This window comes from Pseudomonas sp. P867, from assembly GCF_019891455.1.
GTDB classification, from domain to species: Bacteria; Pseudomonadota; Gammaproteobacteria; order Pseudomonadales; family Pseudomonadaceae; genus Aquipseudomonas; species Aquipseudomonas synxantha_A.
In genome coordinates this window covers 78,398-95,276 of sequence record NZ_JAFLXB010000006.1, presented here as the reverse complement: position 1 = coordinate 95,276, position 16,879 = coordinate 78,398, and the positions used below count along the sequence as shown (strand labels likewise).

The following is a 16,879-nucleotide window of genomic DNA, read 5'->3' as shown; positions in this document are numbered from 1 at the left end:
CGTTCATCCAGCCGCTTTTCGCTGCGGCAGACTCCGACGCCTTGCCTTCTGCCGAGACGTCATGGATGACTCACGCCTCCCACATCGCCTCTATCGAACATGAGCTGGATGGCTTCCATCAGAGCCTGGTGGAGTACCGCCAGCAGATGGGTGCCTGGTATTCGCGTGCGCTGGATTCAGTAAGCCATGCAACGGATATGCCGTCGTTGCTGGGCATGGACCGAGTGTTGCGGGTTGGGGATTCGCAGCGTTCGGTGAGCATTACCGATGCAGATTTCTCCACCGTGGCCCGTTGCCCGGTGGGTGGCGTGCTGGAGATCGAGAGCAAATTCGAATCAGCGTATGACGTACCAATTGGCGACATCCCGGTTGAGGTGATCGGCCTGGATGACGGCAGTTCCACGCGGGTGATGCTCGATGAACACGGCAAGGGTTCGCACTACTGCGCCGCTGGCGGGCGCTATGAGGTGCGGGTTCAGGGCGGTGTTTCAGCGCAGCAAGTGGAGGCCTTGTTTACCTCCTATGCAGGGCTGACGGCGGACTTGGAACAGTGGCTTCGGTCACAGTGGAAAGACTTCAAACCCCACTGGGAACGCTCTACTGCCAGCGCGATTGGCAGCGGCGTGCTGGCGGGCAGTTGGGCGGCGATCACGGATGTGTGGGACAGCATCAAGCTGGTGCAGGCGATGCTTGAAGACCCGCTGAAGTACGTCGAGCAACTGGGTAGCGAGGCGGCCAAGTTGGCGCAGATCGCCACCGATGCGCCCAAGGTCATGGAACAGGCGATGTTGCTCGCCAGTGACGAGGCGGCGCTGTACCTGTTACTGCGCACCGCCATGATCTGGCTGGACGCGTTACCGCCCCGTGAAGTTGCGCAAGCGGCCGCAGGTTTTATGGTGTCGTTGCTGATTGACCTGGTGATTGGCGCGGTGTTGACCATCGCGTTGCCGGCAGCGGGCGTGGCGTATTTGAGCGTTCGCCTGGTCAAGCATGGCGCACAAATTCTTAAGGCTGCCGTGGGCTTCGTGAAGGGGGTGCTGGCAATTCTCACCAAGTTCATGCAAGCGGTCGACCATTATAAAGCGGTGGCGGTTCGCGGTGTGGTCGGCTGGGTGAAACAAGGCACGATGCAGATGCGCTGGCGGGCGCGGCAGAACGCGGTGCTGACGCAAAAAGAGCGTGTGGATGATGTGCCGGTCATGGCGTCGAATCCGAAGGGAGACGCGGCGACGCCAGCGGACAAGACGGTCACCAACGGCTGCCCAGTGTCGATGGTCACCGGGGAAGAATTGCTCACTCTTACCGATGGTGCGCTGGACGGGATCTTGCCGTTTGAGTGGACGCGGCTGTATCGCACCAGTGCGGTGGATGTGGATTGCGGGTTGGGGTTTGGCTGGAGTCATGCGCTGGCGCACAGGCTTTGTGTGTCGGGCGATTCGGTGGTGTGGACCGACCATGAGAACCGCTCGACCACCCTGCCCTTGCCGACTTCTGCTCGGCCTGCGATTACCAACAGCCTGGCGGAAGCGGCGATCTACTTGGGCTCGGCTCCTGATGAGTTAGTGCTGGCCCAGGCGTCGCGGTTCTATCACTTTCGCGACGGTGTACTGACTGCGATCAGCGATGCGTATGACAACCGCCTGCGCATTTGCCGTGATCCTTCCGGGCGGATCGAGCGGCTGGATAACGGTGCTGGTCGCTCGCTGCTGCTGCGTTATGAGCTGGATCGAATCGTGGCGGTGGACTACCAGGTGCATCGCGCCAAAGGGCGTGAGCCCTACGTCTGGGAAACCGAGCAGAACGTTGTTTCCTACGCCTATGACGAAGACGGACGACTGGTTTGCGCGACCAATGCTGTCGGGGAAAGCGAGCGTTATCGATACGACGATCAGCACGTCATTGTTGAGCGGCAGTTGGCCGGTGGGGCGAGTTTCTTTTGGGAGTGGAGAGGCGCCGGCAAGGCGGCACGCTGTGTCCGGCATTGGGCAAGTTTTTCGCAGATGGACACGCGCTATGCCTGGGGGGATGACGGCCGTGTCACCGTGCATAACGCCGACGGCAGCCAGGAAGTGTATGTCCACGACGACCGGGCGCGGTTGGTTAAGCGCATCGATCCGGACGGCGCGCAGCATTTCAAATCCTACGATGCCAAGGGGCGGCTGACCGTCGAGCAGGATCCGCTGGGCGCGGTGACGGCGTATCAGTACGACGAAGCCGGACGCTTGGTGGCGTTGTTTCCCGGGGATGATGAGCCGACCTCCTACGAACATGACAACGGCTTCGTACGGGTTGTAAGGCGCGGCGAGGCTGTCTGGAAATACGAGCGTAATGAGCAAGGCGATGTTACGCGTAGGATCGATCCTGACGGCGAGGTTACCGATTACAGCTACAACAAACACGGGCAACTGACCGGAGTTTGGTACCCGGATCACAGTTGCCATCGGCTGGTGTGGAATGAGCGTGGGCAGTTGCTGGAAGAGCAATTGCCCAATGGCGGGATCAAGCGTTATCGCTATGACGATTTAGGCCGACAGATTGCCCGTGAGGATGCACACGGCGCGCAGACAGTCTATGAATGGGACAGCGTCGGTAGGTTGATTCGCCTCGCCTTGCCAGGCGGCGCCACACGAGAGTTCAGCTACAACCCCTACGGAAAAATCATCGCCGAACGCGATGAGCTCGGCCACGTCACCCGCTACGAATATGCCAATGGCCTGCACCTGATCAGCCGCCGCATCAACGCCGACGGCACCCAGGTCAAGTATCGCTACGACAATGTTCGGCTGCTGCTGACCGAAATCGAAAACGAAGTCGGCGAAACCTACCAACTCGACTACCACCCCAACGGCCTGATCCAACAGGAAACCGGCTTCGACGGCCAACGCACCGCCTACGTCTACGACCTCAACGGCAACCTGCTGGAAAAGACCGAACACGGCGACGACGGCAGTCAGCTAGTGACCCGTTACGAGCGCGACCACGCCGGTCGCCTCGTACGAAAAACCCTGCCTGATGCCAGCGTTGTCGACTATGCCTACGACCGCCAAGGCAATCTCCTCAGCGTCGAAGACGGCCACTGGGCGTTGGCCTACGAATACGACCGCCAAAACCGCCTGACCGCCGAACACCAAGGCTGGGGCACCTTGCGCTACGGTTACGACGCCTGCGGCCAACTACAAAAACTGCGCCTGCCCGACAACAACCGCCTCACCTTCAACCATGACAAGGGAGGCCATCTCGCTACGGTCGAGCTCAATGGTGAGGTGCTCACTGCACATTTATTCAAGAGCGGCCGCGAACACCAACGCCAACAAGGTCAACTGCTCAGCCACTATCACTACGACGAGCAAAACCGCCTACACGCCCACGCCGTTACGCAGCAGCAAAACTACCTCTACCAACGCCAATACGACTACGACAAAAGCGGCACCCTCACCCGCCTGCTCGACAGCCGAAAAGGCGAACACCTTTACCGCTACGACCCACTGAATCGTCTGACCCGCGCCGATCATTCCCAAGACGTCCAGGAGCGCTTTGCCCACGACCCGGCGGGCAACCTGCTGATGCAAGACCGCCCCGGCCCGGACATCGTTGCCGGCAACCGCCTGATGATCCAGGGCGACCGCCATTACGACTACGACGCCTTCGGCAACCTGATCCGCGAACGGCGCGGCAAAGGCCATCAACTCGTCACCGAATATCGCTACGACTGCCAGCATCGGTTAATCACCATCACAAAGCCGAACGGCGAAACCGCTAGTTATCGCTATGACCCGTTTGGCCGGCGTGTCAGCAAGACCGTGGATGACATAACCACGGAGTTTTTCTGGCAAGGCGACAAGCTGATTGCCGAGCACCATGGGGACTGTCATCACAGTTATATCTACGAGCCCAACAGCTTCCGCCCGCTGGCACTGCTGGAAGGCTACGGACCACAAGCCACAACACCCTACCACTACCAACTCGACCACCTCGGCACACCGCAGGAACTGACCAGCCCCGAGGGCGAAATCGTCTGGTCCGCCCACTACCGCGCCTACGGCCAGATCGCCCGCCTCGACGTGGGTAAAATCGAAAATCCGCTGCGTTTCCAAGGACAGTATTTCGACCAAGAAAGCGGGCTGCACTACAACCGCCATCGCTACTACAATCCAGATATTGGTCGTTACCTGACGCCGGATCCGGTGAAGTTGGCGGGTGGGGTCAATGGGTACCGGTATGTACCCAATCCGACGGGATGGGTGGATCCACTAGGTCTAAATGCATGCCCCGGTGAAGATGGCTGTAAGCCCGAGATTGAAGCGCGTGAATCAGCCCAGGCAGTTCGAGTTAATGAGGGTCAACCAGAGCTACCAAAAGCAGGAGGAGCACAGCGAGCAGCCCGGTACTCGGCCAATTGGCAGACCGCTGACCTGAACGAAAATATCGTTAAATTTGCTGGACCTGACCCGATAGTAATAACTACAGATAAAGGAAAGAAAATATACAAAAACCCTCAGAGCGGGATTGAAATAGTGGAGGACCTTAATGGTAATTACTTTAGAATTCACGACCCGTCCTTGCCGGGATCCAGGCGTTATCTTAGTTTAGCCGGAGCAATCCCCAACAACAAAACCTCCTCTTCTGGCAAACAGATGGGAAGAACACAAAGCGAATACAATGAAGTCACACATTTTAAAAAAGGAAATTCTCGATGAAATTGATTTGTACGCCCTTGACTGGCGAAGCCATGTTTTTGCTAGACCTAAATGCGTGCCCAAACGACCAGATGGAGCGTGTGGTCCTCACAAGCATAGAGCACCAACAACTCTTGAAATCGGGAATATACGAGGAGATCAATGATTCTTTAAAAAAGATCATCGATGACTATGAGGACGAACACATTAACACTTCCGAAGAGCTCACCGAAATGCTAAGAATTTTAAAAAAAAAATCCTTGCCTGAAAACCCCGAACTATTAGAAAAAATAATCCATTTAACCCAGTTAGCTATCGATAGAAAAACCGGTGTTTTTTTCTACTTCTAGGCACTAGACGTGAAATTAAAGAAAGCACGAGTTATAGAAACCAGTATCCATATAGAAGAGGACGTAATACTGCTCATCGAGGGAGTCATCATTAATTGCTTCGTCAGCTATTCCCCACATGAGATAGAAGTCGGAAAGACGTATGACGTCGAGCTGACAATGAATCTATCTGACGATTACGAGATTGAAAGGGTTGAACCGAGAACACCACTGATTGAAAAGACAAATCCCGGATATGCTTACCTACTTTATGGAAACCTACGCGACACACAATTTCACAGCTTCGTCTCATTAAACGATGAGGACATTCACTACGACCATCCTGAATGTAACGAGCGCTTCATAAAACTAAAAGTCGACAGAATCGACGTCAGCTTCCGTTGAATATCAAACGCCCCCCTGAGAACGCACTCTGTGGCCCAGTAGCGCCTCGACGATGAGCCGAATACAAAGCACAATCAGCTCACAAAATGAGCCGAATACTCTCTCTATTCGGCTCACACGCCCCCAGGCGTCCCCTTATGAATCAACAACACGCCACCTGGCCGACCTACTGGAAAAAACTACCTGACACGCCTCCCCGGAGGCGGCCGCAGCACGCGTTATCAGATCAATCCCGCCCAGCAGTAACAGCCCCACTCATTTGCCCCAATCCCCCATGTCTGCTAGTGTCGCGCCGGTTTACCGTCTACCGGAATTGCCGCCATGGCCCGCAAAAAAGTTGCACTGGATTTCGAACAATCCCTCGCCGACCTGCAAACCCTGGTCGAGCGTCTGGAGAACGGCGAGTTGTCGCTGGAAGACTCGTTGACGGCATTTGAGCAAGGCATTGGCCTGACCCGCGACTGTCAGAGCGCGTTGGCGCAGGCGGAGCAGAAGGTCCAGGTGCTGCTGGAGCGCGACGGGGAGTTGGCGCAAGAGCCTTTCGATGCGGAACAGCCGGAATGATCAGCGCGTATCAGGCCAGTAGCCAAGCCCGGGTGAATGCGGCGCTGGAGCCCTTGTTTGCTGCGCCAAGCCCGGAATTGACGCGCCTCTATGAAGCCATGCGCTACAGCGTGATGAATGGCGGCAAGCGGGTGCGCCCGTTGCTGGCCTATGCGGCCTGCGAAGCCCTGGGCGCGCCGGCGGTCGAGGCCAATGGCGCAGCGTGTGCGGTGGAGTTGATCCACGCTTACTCCCTGGTACACGACGACCTGCCGGCGATGGATGACGACGATCTGCGTCGCGGCCAGCCCACGACCCACAAAGCCTTCGATGAGGCTTACGCGATCCTGGCCGGGGATGGCTTGCAGAGCCTGGCGTTCAGCGCGTTGCTGGACCCGGCGCTAAGCAGCGTCAACGCCGAGATCCGCCTGCGCATGGTTACTGCTCTGGCCCACGCTGCTGGCCCGGCCGGAATGGTCGGCGGCCAAGCCATCGACATGGGTTCGGTCAGCCTCAAGCTGGATCAAGAAGCCCTTGAATACATGCATCGCCACAAGACCGGCGCGTTGATCGAAGCCGCCGTGCACCTGGGCGCCCTGGCCAGCGGCCGCGCCGACGCCGAGCAACTGGCGGCCCTGCAGACTTATTCCCGCGCGATCGGCCTGGCCTTCCAGGTGCAGGACGATATTCTCGACGTGGAAAGCGATACCGCCACCCTCGGCAAACGCCAAGGCGCCGATATTGCACGGGACAAGCCGACGTATCCGGCTCTGCTGGGGCTGGAAGCCGCCAAGGCATACGCCATTGAGCTGCGTGACCAGGCCCTGGATGCCCTGCGACCTTTCGACGCGGCGGCCGAGCCGCTGCGTGACCTGGCGCGGTATATCGTCGAGCGCCGCCACTGACAGCCCCGGCCATTTGCGCCGCATATCGGCCAAGTTCGGCGCCCTGCGTGGGCAGTTTGCACCGCTTGAGGTAAACTGCCGCCTCTTCTATACCTATAACGATTCGCCTGATGCCCACGACGTTTCAAGAGATTCCCCGCAAACGCCCGTCCACGCCCCTGCTCGACCGCGCTGCCACGCCGGACGGCCTGCGTCGACTGGGTGAAGCCGAGCTGGAAACCCTGGCCGATGAGTTGCGCCTGGAATTGCTCTACACGGTCGGCCAGACCGGTGGGCATTTCGGCGCCGGGCTGGGCGTGATCGAGCTGACCATCGCCCTGCATTACGTGTTCGACACCCCGGACGACCGGCTGGTGTGGGACGTGGGCCATCAGGCATATCCGCATAAAATCCTCACCGGCCGTCGCGAGCGCATGGGCAGCCTGCGTCAGAAGGACGGCCTGGCCGCCTTCCCGCGCCGTTCCGAGAGCGAGTACGACACCTTTGGCGTCGGCCACTCCAGCACGTCCATCAGTGCAGCGTTGGGCATGGCGATTGCCGCCCGTCTGCAAAACAGCGATCGCAAGGCGATTGCCGTGATCGGGGATGGCGCGCTGACTGCCGGCATGGCCTTCGAAGCGCTCAACCATGCGCCAGAAGTGGATGCCAACATGTTGGTGATCCTCAACGACAACGACATGTCGATCTCGCGCAATGTCGGTGGCCTGTCCAATTACCTGGCGAAAATCCTCTCCAGCCGCACCTACGCCAGCATGCGCGAAGGCAGCAAGAAAGTACTGTCACGTCTGCCTGGAGCGTGGGAAATCGCCCGTCGCACCGAAGAATATGCCAAGGGCATGCTGGTGCCCGGCACCCTGTTCGAAGAGCTGGGCTGGAACTACATCGGCCCTATCGATGGCCACGATCTGCCGACCCTGATCGCCACCTTGCGCAACATGCGCGACCTCAAGGGCCCGCAGTTCCTGCATATCGTCACCAAGAAGGGCAAAGGCTTCGCCCCGGCTGAAGTCGACCCGATTGGTTACCACGCGATCACCAAGCTCGAACCCCTGGACGCGCCCGCCGCTGCGCCGAAAAAGGCCAGCGGGCCGAAGTATTCCGGTGTGTTTGGCGAATGGCTGTGCGACATGGCCGCCGCCGACCCACGCCTGGTGGGCATTACTCCGGCGATGAAGGAAGGCTCCGACCTGGTGGCGTTCAGCGAGCGTTTCCCGTTGCGTTACTTCGACGTGGCGATTGCCGAGCAGCACGCTGTCACCTTCGCCGCCGGCATGGCCTGCGAAGGCGCCAAGCCGGTGGTGGCGATCTACTCCACCTTCCTGCAACGCGGTTATGACCAGTTGGTTCACGATGTGGCGGTGCAGAACCTCGACGTGCTGTTCGCCATCGACCGCGCCGGCCTGGTGGGCGAAGACGGCCCGACCCATGCTGGCAGCTTCGACCTGTCCTACCTGCGCTGCATCCCCGGCATACTGGTGATGACGCCCAGCGACGAAAACGAACTGCGCAAGATGCTCAGCACCGGCCACCTGTACAACGGCCCGGCCGCTGTGCGGTATCCCCGGGGCAATGGCCCGAATGCCGTGATCGAGAAAGACCTGGAGCCGATTGAAATCGGCAAAGGCGTCGTGCGTCGCCAAGGCAGCAAAACTGCATTCCTGGTGTTTGGCGTACAACTGGCCGAAGCGCTGAAAGTGGCTGAAAAGCTTGATGCCACAGTGGTGGACATGCGTTTCGTCAAACCGTTGGATGAGGCGCTGGTACGCGAAATCGCCGCCAGCCATGAGTTGTTGGTGACCGTCGAAGAGAACGCCATCATGGGCGGCGCCGGCGCGGCAGTCAGCGAGTTCCTGGCGCGGGAGAACATCCTCAAATCGGTGCTGCACCTGGGCTTGCCGGATGTGTACGTCGAGCACGCCAAGCCGGCGCAGATGCTGGCTGAGTGTGGCTTGGACGAGGCCGGCATCGAGGCTTCGGTGCGCGAGCGTTTGGCGCTTCTGGCCCTGTAGAAACCGGGACTAAATGTGGGAGGGGCGGTGGGACGATTCGACTTGCTCCCGATCGCGGTGTATCAGTACCAGATGTTCTGACTGACACACTGTAATCGGGAGCAAGTCGAATCGTCGCACCGCCCCTCCCACATTTAACTTGTATCACCTTCAAAATCGCTATGGACAGCCCATGAAACGCCTGTGCCTCGCCCTGCTGCTTTTACCCGCCGCCGATCTGCTCGCCGACACCCGCGACCAGGCCTTGAAGCTCTCCGATGTGGTCATCAGCGCCAACCGCCAAGTGCAGGCGCGTAATGACAGCAGCGCCGCCAACACCGTCTTCACCCGCGCCGACATCGACCGCCTGCAACCCACCAGCGTCACCGACCTGCTCAGCCGCGTGCCCGGTGTGCAGGTTGCGCCGACCGGTGGGCGTGGCAGTTTGCCGGGGATCTTCATTCGAGGCACAAAGGCCGCACAAAGCCTGGTACTGGTGGACGGCCAGCGCATTGCCAACACCACCACCGGTGATAGTGGCCTGCAATATCTGAACGTCGATCAGATTGAGCGTGTAGAAGTGCTGCGCGGTTCCCGCTCGGTCATTTACGGCAGCGACGCGATTGGCGGAGTGATCCAGGTGTTTACCCGGCGCAATGTCGAGCAAGGCTTGCAGCCGCGCTTGAAGCTCGGGTTTGGCAGTAACCAGACGTGGGAACGTAGCCTGGGCTTGTCGGGCGGCGATGAACATACGCGCTTCAACCTGGGCGCAAGCCTGGATGAAACCGCAGGTATCAACGCGAGCCACGCGTCGTTCCCCAGTGACGGCGACCATGATGCCTACCGAAACCAGTCCATCAGCCTGAACCTCCGCCATTCGTTCAGCGATGAGCTGGAGGTAGGTTTCAATCTGCTGGATAACCGTGGCAAGTCGGAGTACGACAACAGTTATGGCCGCTACAACGGCGCCACCGGGCAGAGCGTCGGCCAGAAACCCTACACCGATTACACCGTCAGCAGCGCCAGCGGTTATGTCGATGCCAAGCTCAATGAGACCTGGCAGTCGCGCCTGGAGTTGGGCCACAGCGAAAACCGTGACACCAAGCGCGATACGCTCAGTGATGATTTCAGCGTGTTCAATACCTACCGCGACTCGGTCAACTGGCAGAACGACCTGACGCTGAATGAGCAGAACAACCTGATCGTCGGTGGCGACTGGTATGAAGACCGCTTCCACGGCTCCACCACCTTTACCGAAAACAGCCGCTGGAACCGCGCCGCCTTTGTGCAGCACCGCTTCCACAGCGAGTGGTTTTCCACCGAGCTTGGGCTGCGTCGCGACCAGAACCAGCAGTTCGGCGGTCAAAATAGCTGGAGCGGCACCCTGACCGTACCGGTCAACCCTGACAACGACCTACTCTTGAGCTACAGCGAAGGCTTCCGCGCGCCGACCTTCAACGACCTCTATTACCCCGACACGCAGTACAGCAACCCCAATCTGCAGCCCGAGACATCAAAGAGCTACGAGCTGCAATGGCGCAGCCAACTGACCGACAGCACACGGGTGGAAGCCTCGCTGTATCGTACCGACCTGAGCGACGCGATCATCCTTGACGCCGGCAAGCCGCAAAACGTGGCATCGGCGCGGATCAACGGCTTTGAAGCGGCGCTCAAGCAGGAAGTGTTTGGCTGGCAGGGCAACCTGGGCCTGTCGCTTATCGACCCGCGTGACCGTGACAGCGGCCACACCCTGGCACGTCGCGCTCGGCGTACATTGAACCTGGATCTGGATCGGCAGTTCGACAAGCTGGGCGTTGGCGCGAGCTGGCAGGCGATCAGCAGCAGCTACGATGATGAAGCCAACCGCAACCGTTTGGGCGGGTATGCCTTGTTGGGGCTACGCAGCAGTTGGGCGTTGAACCGAGAGGTGTCGTTGTCGCTGAAGGTGGATAACGTGCTGGACAGGTCCTATGCCCGGGCGAAGTACAGCTACCTCGGCGAGGCTCAGAATTATCGTGAAGAAGGTCGGGTGTGGATGGTTGGGCTGACATGGACGCCTGAGTTCTGAGGGACCTGCACCGACGTCATCACAGGCAAGCCAGCTCCCACAATTGAAATGCATTCCCCTGTGGGAGCTGGCTTGCCTGCGATAGCGGTTTCACAGGTTAGGCGATAAAACCTGACACAACCGCCCCACCGCCTCCAACATCTGCCCGCTGGGCCGCTCCAGGCCCTTGTCCGGCACTAATCGCACCCGCGAAGACATCATCGGCCATGCCTTCCACCCTTGTCTCTGAGCTTGATCACCCACCAGGATCACCTCGGGATCACGCGCCAGCACCGACTCGATATTGACCTGCGGCGCCGGCAACTTCAGATCATCAAACACATTACGCGCCCCGCACACACTGAGCGCATCGCTGATGATCTGCCCACCACCCACGGTGTACAGCGGTTGGTTCCACACTTGGTAAAACACCCGCAACGGCTCGGCCCGCTGATAGCGCTGGCGCAACTCGGCCAAGCGCTGGCGTAGTTGTGCAGCGAGCTGGCGCCCTGCCTCAGCTCGGCCCAATTGCTCGGCAATGGCCTGGACCTGAGTAGTCAGTTGCTCAAGGCTATGGGGCTCGGCGATATACACCGGGATATTCAACCGCTGAAGCTGCTCACGCTGGGCCGGGCCGACGCTGCCGGGCCACAGCAGGACCAGGTCGGGCTTCAGGCTGAGCAGACGCTCCATATCCAGTTGGCCGTAATGCCCGACCGACGCAACCGTTGCCAGTGCTGTTGGCCGCTCACCACCATCAAGCACACCCACCAACAGGTCGGCTGCGCCCAGCTCAACGACGATTTCAGACAGCGACGGCGCCAGGCTGACCACTCGTTCGGCTGCCATCGCCTGAACACTCAATACGAGCAGCAGTGCCAGCCAGTAGCGGCTCATCCCAGTTGACGCGGAATGCGGTAGAGGTAAAACAGCACCATGGTCGACATTGCCAGCAGGAACAGTGGCACCGCTTCCAGCCCCACGAACACCGCCAGCGCACCGATCCAGGCCGGTAGCGCGGCTACCAGCAAAGCCGTGCGCCGACGCGCCGCCAGGGTGATCCAAGCAGCAGGTTCTTCAGGGGTATCGAGGGCTTTGGAAGTGGCGATCAGCGCATGTTTATAGCCGTGAAAATAACGCAGGCTGAGAAACATCGAGGCCACGCCGGCAATGAAGAACGGCATGGCCAGCACGGGCAGCAGGGGTTCAGCGCGACCAAACAGCAGATTGATCACAAACAGGGGCAGCAATGCCAAAGCCAGGTACTGCCACCAGTTGAAGGATAACCGCCGTTTCACCTGGCCGCGAGTCACGCGCGGTCGACCTCGCCCTGGTGCTCGTTGCCCATCATATGGTCGAGCTTGCTGGCTTTGGTCGCCAGGTAGAGCTTGTTGTGCGGATTGTGCCCGGTGTGCAGCGGCACGCGCTCGGCCACGGTGATGCCCATCTCGGTCAAGGCTTTGACCTTGCGCGGGTTGTTGGTCATCAGGCGCAGGGATTTGACCCCCAGGTGCTCAAGCATCGGCAGGCAGATCGCGTAGTCGCGCTGGTCGGCGGCAAAGCCCAGGCGCTCGTTGGCTTCCACGGTGTCGGCGCCGCCATCTTGCAGTTCGTAGGCGCGGATCTTGTTCAACAAGCCAATGCCACGGCCTTCCTGACGCAAGTACAGCAGCACGCCACGGCCTTCACGGGCGATGGCTTGCAAAGCGGCTTCCAGTTGCGAGCCGCAGTCACAGCGCTGGCTGAACAGCGCATCGCCGGTCAGGCACTCGGAATGCACGCGCCCCAGCACCGGCGCGCCATCCGTGATGTCGCCGAGGCTGAGCACAACGTGCTCGCGCCCGGTGGCTTCTTCGAGAAAGCCGTTCATGGTGAACGTGGCAAAAGGGGTAGGCAGCTTGGAAGCGGCGACGAAAACGACGGGCACCGTGTGCTCCTGATTTCAGATTTCACAGAGGCGGCCATTGTAACAGCAGGTTCCTACAGACGCTTAAGCTGAATTATCGCTGATAAAGATCAATAGGTTCGATTGGCCTTCGCGTCAGTTCTATGGGCCCGGGAACGGATACGGCTGTTTCCAGCGCGCAAAAGTCGCTTTGAGCTCGCCGGTCTTGACCAGGGCGGCCAAACGCTGGTCATACACCGCCATCAACGCCCTGCCGCGCTCGGTATCGGCAAAGGCTATGTAGAGCGGCAACTCGGCGATATGCGTAAGTTTGAACAGCGCCGGGTCTTGCGCCTGGCTGAGTACATACTTGGCTTCAGTGAGGGCATCGATATAGAAATCGGCGCGACCGTATTGCAGCATTGGCAGGATACCGTCGCGCCGTTCGATCTGGTTGAAGCGGCGCACATTGGGCAGGTATTGCTCGTACTTGTAGCCACGCACCCAGGCCAGGCGGTAGTCGCCCAGCGTCGCCTGTGTCGGCGTAGGCGCAGTGGCGAGCCCAAGGGCGTATACGTGGTCGGCGTCGAAGTTCCAGCGGGGGTACAACACCCCGCTGACTTCATTGCGATAGGTGCCGACGCATCCATCCACCTCGCCACGCTGGGCCAGGCCGACCGAGCGGGTGTAGGGCTCGCTGCGGGTCTGCAGGGTGATGCCTACCGGCTCGAAGATCTGGCGCACCACGTCCCAGGCCAGGCCGCTGCCATCTTTATTGGTGTAGTCGTTCCACTCTTCGCCGGCCAGCATGACCTTGCCGGGCACCGACGCCTCATCCGCCTGAAGTACAGAGGTAAAGGCACACAGAGCGATCAGCAGCCAGCAGCGCACGACCATAGTGACGGCTTCCTACGTGGTAATCATCAGATAAAGGGTAGCGCAGGACGCTGGCTACGGCGTCTCGCGAAAATGCTGATAGCCGCGCACGGCCGGTGTAATGTCCTGACCATGGGCATCGAGCAGGGTCACGCCCTGCCCCGCTTCGACCCGACCGATCACGTGAATCGGCCAGCCGCCCGCTCGCAAAGGTGCCAACGCGGATATCGGCAAGGTAAATGCCAGCACGTAGTCATCGCCCCCGCTCAACGCCGCGACGCGGGCCTGATCCTCGCCGACAAATGTCAGCAAGGCGGTAGATAACGGCAACCTGTGACGTTCGATCACCAGGCTGACCGCCGAAGCCTTGGCGATATGCCCACAATCGGCCAGCAGCCCGTCGGAGATATCCATGGCCGCGCTCGCCTTGCCCCGCAACGTCAGCCCCAGGGCCAACTGCGGTTGCGGCGACCAGTAATGTGCCAGCAGCGGCTCGGCAACTGCCGCATCCGCCGTGCGTTGGCCCAAGACCAATGGCAAAGCACCAGCGGCATCGCCCAGTTCGCCGCCCACACACAGCAGGTCACCCGGCTGCGCACCACTGCGCGTCAACGCCTGCCCGGCCGGTACGCGGCCAAATACGGTCAGGGTCAGGCTCAGTGGCCCTCGGGTGGTATCGCCGCCCACCAAGCCCACGCCGCAACGTTGCGCCATGGCGTTCAGGCCTTGGGCATAGCGTTGCAGCCAATCGGCATCCACGGTCGGCGTGGTCAGGGCAAGGGTAAACGCGAGGGGGTCGGCGCCCATGGCGGCCAGGTCGCTCACCGCCACGGCCAGCGAGCGCTGGCCGAGCAGGTACGGGTCACAGGGGTCGGCAAAATGCACGCCGGCCACCAGCGTATCGGTAGAGACCGCCAGTTGCTCTCCGGCGGGCAGCGCCAGCAAGGCACAGTCGTCGCCGATCCCCAGGGCAATGCCATCGCCGCCTTGCGCACAAGGCGCGGCGGCGAAGTACTTGCGGATCAGCTCGAACTCGCCCATGCGGGACTCAAGCGCAGACTAGCGCTTGTGTTCCTTTACTTCGGCTTCACGCAGGCGCGGGGCCAGCTTGTCGAGCACGCCGTTGACGAACTTGTGACCGTCGGTCGAACCGTAGACCTTCGCCAGTTCGATGCCTTCGTTGATCACCACGCGGTACGGTACGTCAACGCGCTTGAGCAGCTCCCAGGTGGACAGGCGCAGTACCGCCAGCTCAACCGGGTCCAGCTCTTCGAGGGTCAGGTCCAGGCATGGCGTCAGCGCAGCATCGATCTCGGTCATGTTGGCCGGAACACCGTGCAGGATGTCGTGGAAGTAGCTCTGGTCAGCAAAGGTGAAGTCGTTATCGACGCGAAATTGCGCTTCGATCTCGTTCAGCGAAGTGCCAGCCATATGACGCTGGTACAGCGCCTGGGTGGCGAGCTGACGGGCCGCACGGCGCTTTTCGCTTTTCGAAGGCTTGCCGGCATCGGCTGGACGCTCGTCACGCGGGTTGAAACGATCGCTTTCGTCGGAAATCACTTGGCCTCCAACTGCGACAGCAGGCTGACCATTTCCAGCGCGGACAAGGCAGCTTCAGCGCCCTTGTTACCGGCTTTGGTGCCGGAACGCTCGATGGCTTGCTCGATGGAATCAACGGTCAGCACGCCGAAAGCGACTGGCACGCCGAACTCCATGGACACCTGGGACAGGCCCTTGGTGCATTCGCCGGCTACGTATTCGAAGTGCGGGGTGCCGCCACGAATGACCGCGCCCAGGGCGATGATCGCCGCGTATTCACCCTGCTGAGCAACTTTTTGCGCAACCAGTGGAATTTCGAAGGCGCCAGGGGCGCGGATAAGGGTGATATCGCTCTCGCTCACACCGTGGCGAACCAGGGCGTCAACCGCACCGCTTACCAGGCTTTCAACCACGAAGCTGTTGAAGCGGCCAACCACCAGGGCATAGCGGCCTTTGGGGGCGATGAAGGTACCTTCGATGGTCTTCAGGGTCATTCGACAAATCTCTTAAAGAGCCGGGACGCGAAAAGTGCGTCCCTCAGTGATGATTTAACCGCGAACAAGGGGCAAAAATCGCCGGCCTTTATTCGGAGGGCACGTATTCTACAACTTCCAGGTCGAATCCGGATATCGCATTAAATTTCATCGGTGCGCTCATCAGGCGCATTTTGCGCACGCCCAGGTCGCGCAGGATCTGCGAACCGGCACCGACGATGCTGTAGGTGGTCGGTTTTTTCACCGGCACGGCGTCGGCGGTTTCGCGGATGTGCGCCAGCAATACGTCGCCGTCCAGCGGGTGACCGAGCAACAGCACCACACCGCTGCCAGCCTCGGAAACCGCGGCCATGGCGGCGCGCAGGCTCCAGCGGCCGGGTTGCTTGACCATCAACAGGTCGCGCAGAGGGTCCATGTTGTGCACCCGCACCAGGGTCGGCTCTTCGGCGCAAATGTTGCCCAGGGTCAGGGCCATATGCACGTCGCCTTCCACTGAATCACGGTAGGTCACCAAATTGAATTGGCCCAGTTCGCTGTCCAGCGGCTGCTCGGCAATCCGCTGAACGGTACGTTCGTGGATCATGCGGTAGTGGATCAGGTCGGCAATGGTGCCGATCTTGAGGTTGTGTTCGGCGGCAAAGGCTTCCAGTTCGGTGCGACGGGCCATGGTGCCGTCGTCGTTCATCACTTCGCAGATCACCCCACTCGGCTCGAAACCGGCCATGCGCGCCAGATCGCAGGCGGCTTCGGTGTGACCGGCGCGAGCCAGGGTGCCACCCGGTTGAGCCATCAGCGGGAAAATGTGACCGGGGCTGACGATGTCTTCGGCCTTGGCATCTTTGGCGGCGGCGGCTTGCACGGTACGCGCGCGGTCAGCGGCGGAGATACCGGTGGTGACGCCAGTGGTGGCTTCAATCGATACCGTGAACTTGGTGCCAAAACCCGACCCATTGCGCGGCGCCATCAACGGCAGCTTGAGCAACTCGCAGCGTTCGCGGCTCATGGGCATGCAGATCAGACCACGGGCGTGCTTGGCCATGAAGTTGATGTGCTCAGGCTTGCACGCCTCGGCAGCCATGATGATGTCGCCTTCGTTCTCGCGATCTTCGTCATCCATAAGGATGACCATCTTGCCTTGGCGGATGTCTTCAACCAGTTCTTCGATGCTATTGAGCGCCACGCGGCACCCCCT

14 protein-coding genes are annotated in these 16,879 nt (G+C 60.2%); 6 read left to right on the top strand and 8 right to left on the bottom strand.

Annotated elements, in window-relative coordinates:
* The first annotated feature begins 65 nt into the window (after positions 1-65).
* The 6 genes from J1G33_RS13115 (at position 66) to J1G33_RS13090 (ending at position 10,914) form a co-directional block, all read left to right on the top strand.
* The gene (locus tag J1G33_RS13115; protein WP_223018196.1) at positions 66-4,697 is read left to right on the top strand and encodes an RHS repeat-associated core domain-containing protein; all 4,632 of its coding nucleotides are present in this window, start codon (positions 66-68) and stop codon (positions 4,695-4,697) included.
* Positions 4,694-5,026 carry a hypothetical protein gene (locus J1G33_RS13110; protein ID WP_223018195.1) on the top strand — a complete coding sequence of 111 codons (333 nt, stop codon included), beginning with the start codon at positions 4,694-4,696 and terminating at the stop codon, positions 5,024-5,026. Before J1G33_RS13115 ends, J1G33_RS13110 begins: the two co-directional genes overlap by 4 nt.
* 705 nt (positions 5,027-5,731) lie before the next feature.
* On the top strand, positions 5,732-5,974 hold the full coding sequence (locus J1G33_RS13105; RefSeq protein WP_005791829.1) for an exodeoxyribonuclease VII small subunit: 243 nt from the start codon (positions 5,732-5,734) through the stop codon (positions 5,972-5,974).
* Positions 5,971-6,858, top strand: a complete 888-nt coding sequence (gene ispA, locus J1G33_RS13100) for a (2E,6E)-farnesyl diphosphate synthase (protein ID WP_223018194.1) — start codon at positions 5,971-5,973, stop codon at positions 6,856-6,858. The genes J1G33_RS13105 and ispA overlap by 4 nt, the downstream gene beginning before the upstream one ends.
* A gap of 110 nt (positions 6,859-6,968) precedes the next feature.
* Positions 6,969-8,867, top strand: a complete 1,899-nt coding sequence (gene dxs, locus J1G33_RS13095) for a 1-deoxy-D-xylulose-5-phosphate synthase (protein ID WP_005791833.1) — start codon at positions 6,969-6,971, stop codon at positions 8,865-8,867.
* 172 nt (positions 8,868-9,039) lie between these two features.
* Positions 9,040-10,914: a TonB-dependent receptor gene (locus J1G33_RS13090; protein WP_223018193.1), complete on the top strand. Its 1,875-nt coding sequence runs from the start codon at positions 9,040-9,042 to the stop codon at positions 10,912-10,914.
* Between the two features lie 90 nt (positions 10,915-11,004).
* Here the strand turns inward: J1G33_RS13090 and J1G33_RS13085 are convergent, their stop codons facing one another.
* The 8 genes from J1G33_RS13085 to ribBA all read right to left on the bottom strand — a co-directional run bounded on the left by J1G33_RS13085 (position 11,005) and on the right by ribBA (position 16,867).
* Positions 11,005-11,790: a cobalamin-binding protein gene (locus J1G33_RS13085; RefSeq protein ID WP_223018192.1), complete on the bottom strand. Its 786-nt coding sequence runs from the start codon at positions 11,788-11,790 to the stop codon at positions 11,005-11,007.
* Complete coding sequence (locus tag J1G33_RS13080; RefSeq protein WP_032879254.1) at positions 11,787-12,206, bottom strand: nuclear FMR1 interacting 1 family protein; 420 nt, start codon at positions 12,204-12,206, stop codon at positions 11,787-11,789. Before J1G33_RS13080 ends, J1G33_RS13085 begins: the two co-directional genes overlap by 4 nt.
* Positions 12,203-12,820, bottom strand: coding sequence for a GTP cyclohydrolase II (ribA, locus tag J1G33_RS13075; RefSeq protein ID WP_005791841.1), 618 nt, complete (start codon positions 12,818-12,820; stop codon positions 12,203-12,205). The genes J1G33_RS13080 and ribA overlap by 4 nt, the downstream gene beginning before the upstream one ends.
* A 120-nt stretch (positions 12,821-12,940) precedes the next feature.
* Entirely contained in the window at positions 12,941-13,675 is a 735-nt protein-coding gene (locus J1G33_RS13070) for a transporter substrate-binding domain-containing protein (RefSeq protein ID WP_032879252.1), read from the bottom strand.
* A 54-nt stretch (positions 13,676-13,729) separates the two neighbouring features.
* Positions 13,730-14,695 (bottom strand): thiamine-phosphate kinase, encoded by a 966-nt coding sequence (gene thiL / locus J1G33_RS13065; RefSeq protein ID WP_078822442.1) that lies wholly within the window; start codon positions 14,693-14,695, stop codon positions 13,730-13,732.
* Between the two features lie 18 nt (positions 14,696-14,713).
* Positions 14,714-15,214 carry a transcription antitermination factor NusB gene (gene nusB, locus J1G33_RS13060; RefSeq protein WP_032879249.1) on the bottom strand — a complete coding sequence of 167 codons (501 nt, stop codon included), beginning with the start codon at positions 15,212-15,214 and terminating at the stop codon, positions 14,714-14,716.
* Entirely contained in the window at positions 15,211-15,687 is a 477-nt protein-coding gene (ribE, locus tag J1G33_RS13055; protein ID WP_078822443.1) for a 6,7-dimethyl-8-ribityllumazine synthase, read from the bottom strand. Before ribE ends, nusB begins: the two co-directional genes overlap by 4 nt.
* Before the next feature lie 88 nt (positions 15,688-15,775).
* The gene (gene ribBA / locus J1G33_RS13050) at positions 15,776-16,867 is read right to left on the bottom strand and encodes a bifunctional 3,4-dihydroxy-2-butanone-4-phosphate synthase/GTP cyclohydrolase II (RefSeq protein ID WP_003194579.1); all 1,092 of its coding nucleotides are present in this window, start codon (positions 16,865-16,867) and stop codon (positions 15,776-15,778) included.
* Between the last annotated feature and the right edge of the window lie 12 nt (positions 16,868-16,879).

Bases quoted from the DNA above. Each gene is read 5' to 3' on its own strand.
- J1G33_RS13115 (WP_223018196.1), top strand. From the start codon at position 66: ATGACTCACGCCTCCCACATCGCCTCTATCGAACATGAGCTGGATGGC.
- J1G33_RS13110 (WP_223018195.1), top strand. From the start codon at position 4,694: ATGAAATTGATTTGTACGCCCTTGACTGGCGAAGCCATGTTTTTGCTA.
- J1G33_RS13105 (WP_005791829.1), top strand. From the start codon at position 5,732: ATGGCCCGCAAAAAAGTTGCACTGGATTTCGAACAATCCCTCGCCGAC.
- ispA (WP_223018194.1), top strand. From the start codon at position 5,971: ATGATCAGCGCGTATCAGGCCAGTAGCCAAGCCCGGGTGAATGCGGCG.
- dxs (WP_005791833.1), top strand. From the start codon at position 6,969: ATGCCCACGACGTTTCAAGAGATTCCCCGCAAACGCCCGTCCACGCCC.
- J1G33_RS13090 (WP_223018193.1), top strand. From the start codon at position 9,040: ATGAAACGCCTGTGCCTCGCCCTGCTGCTTTTACCCGCCGCCGATCTG.
- J1G33_RS13085 (WP_223018192.1), bottom strand. From the start codon at position 11,790: ATGAGCCGCTACTGGCTGGCACTGCTGCTCGTATTGAGTGTTCAGGCG.
- J1G33_RS13070 (WP_032879252.1), bottom strand. From the start codon at position 13,675: ATGGTCGTGCGCTGCTGGCTGCTGATCGCTCTGTGTGCCTTTACCTCT.
- thiL (WP_078822442.1), bottom strand. From the start codon at position 14,695: ATGGGCGAGTTCGAGCTGATCCGCAAGTACTTCGCCGCCGCGCCTTGT.
- ribE (WP_078822443.1), bottom strand. From the start codon at position 15,687: ATGACCCTGAAGACCATCGAAGGTACCTTCATCGCCCCCAAAGGCCGC.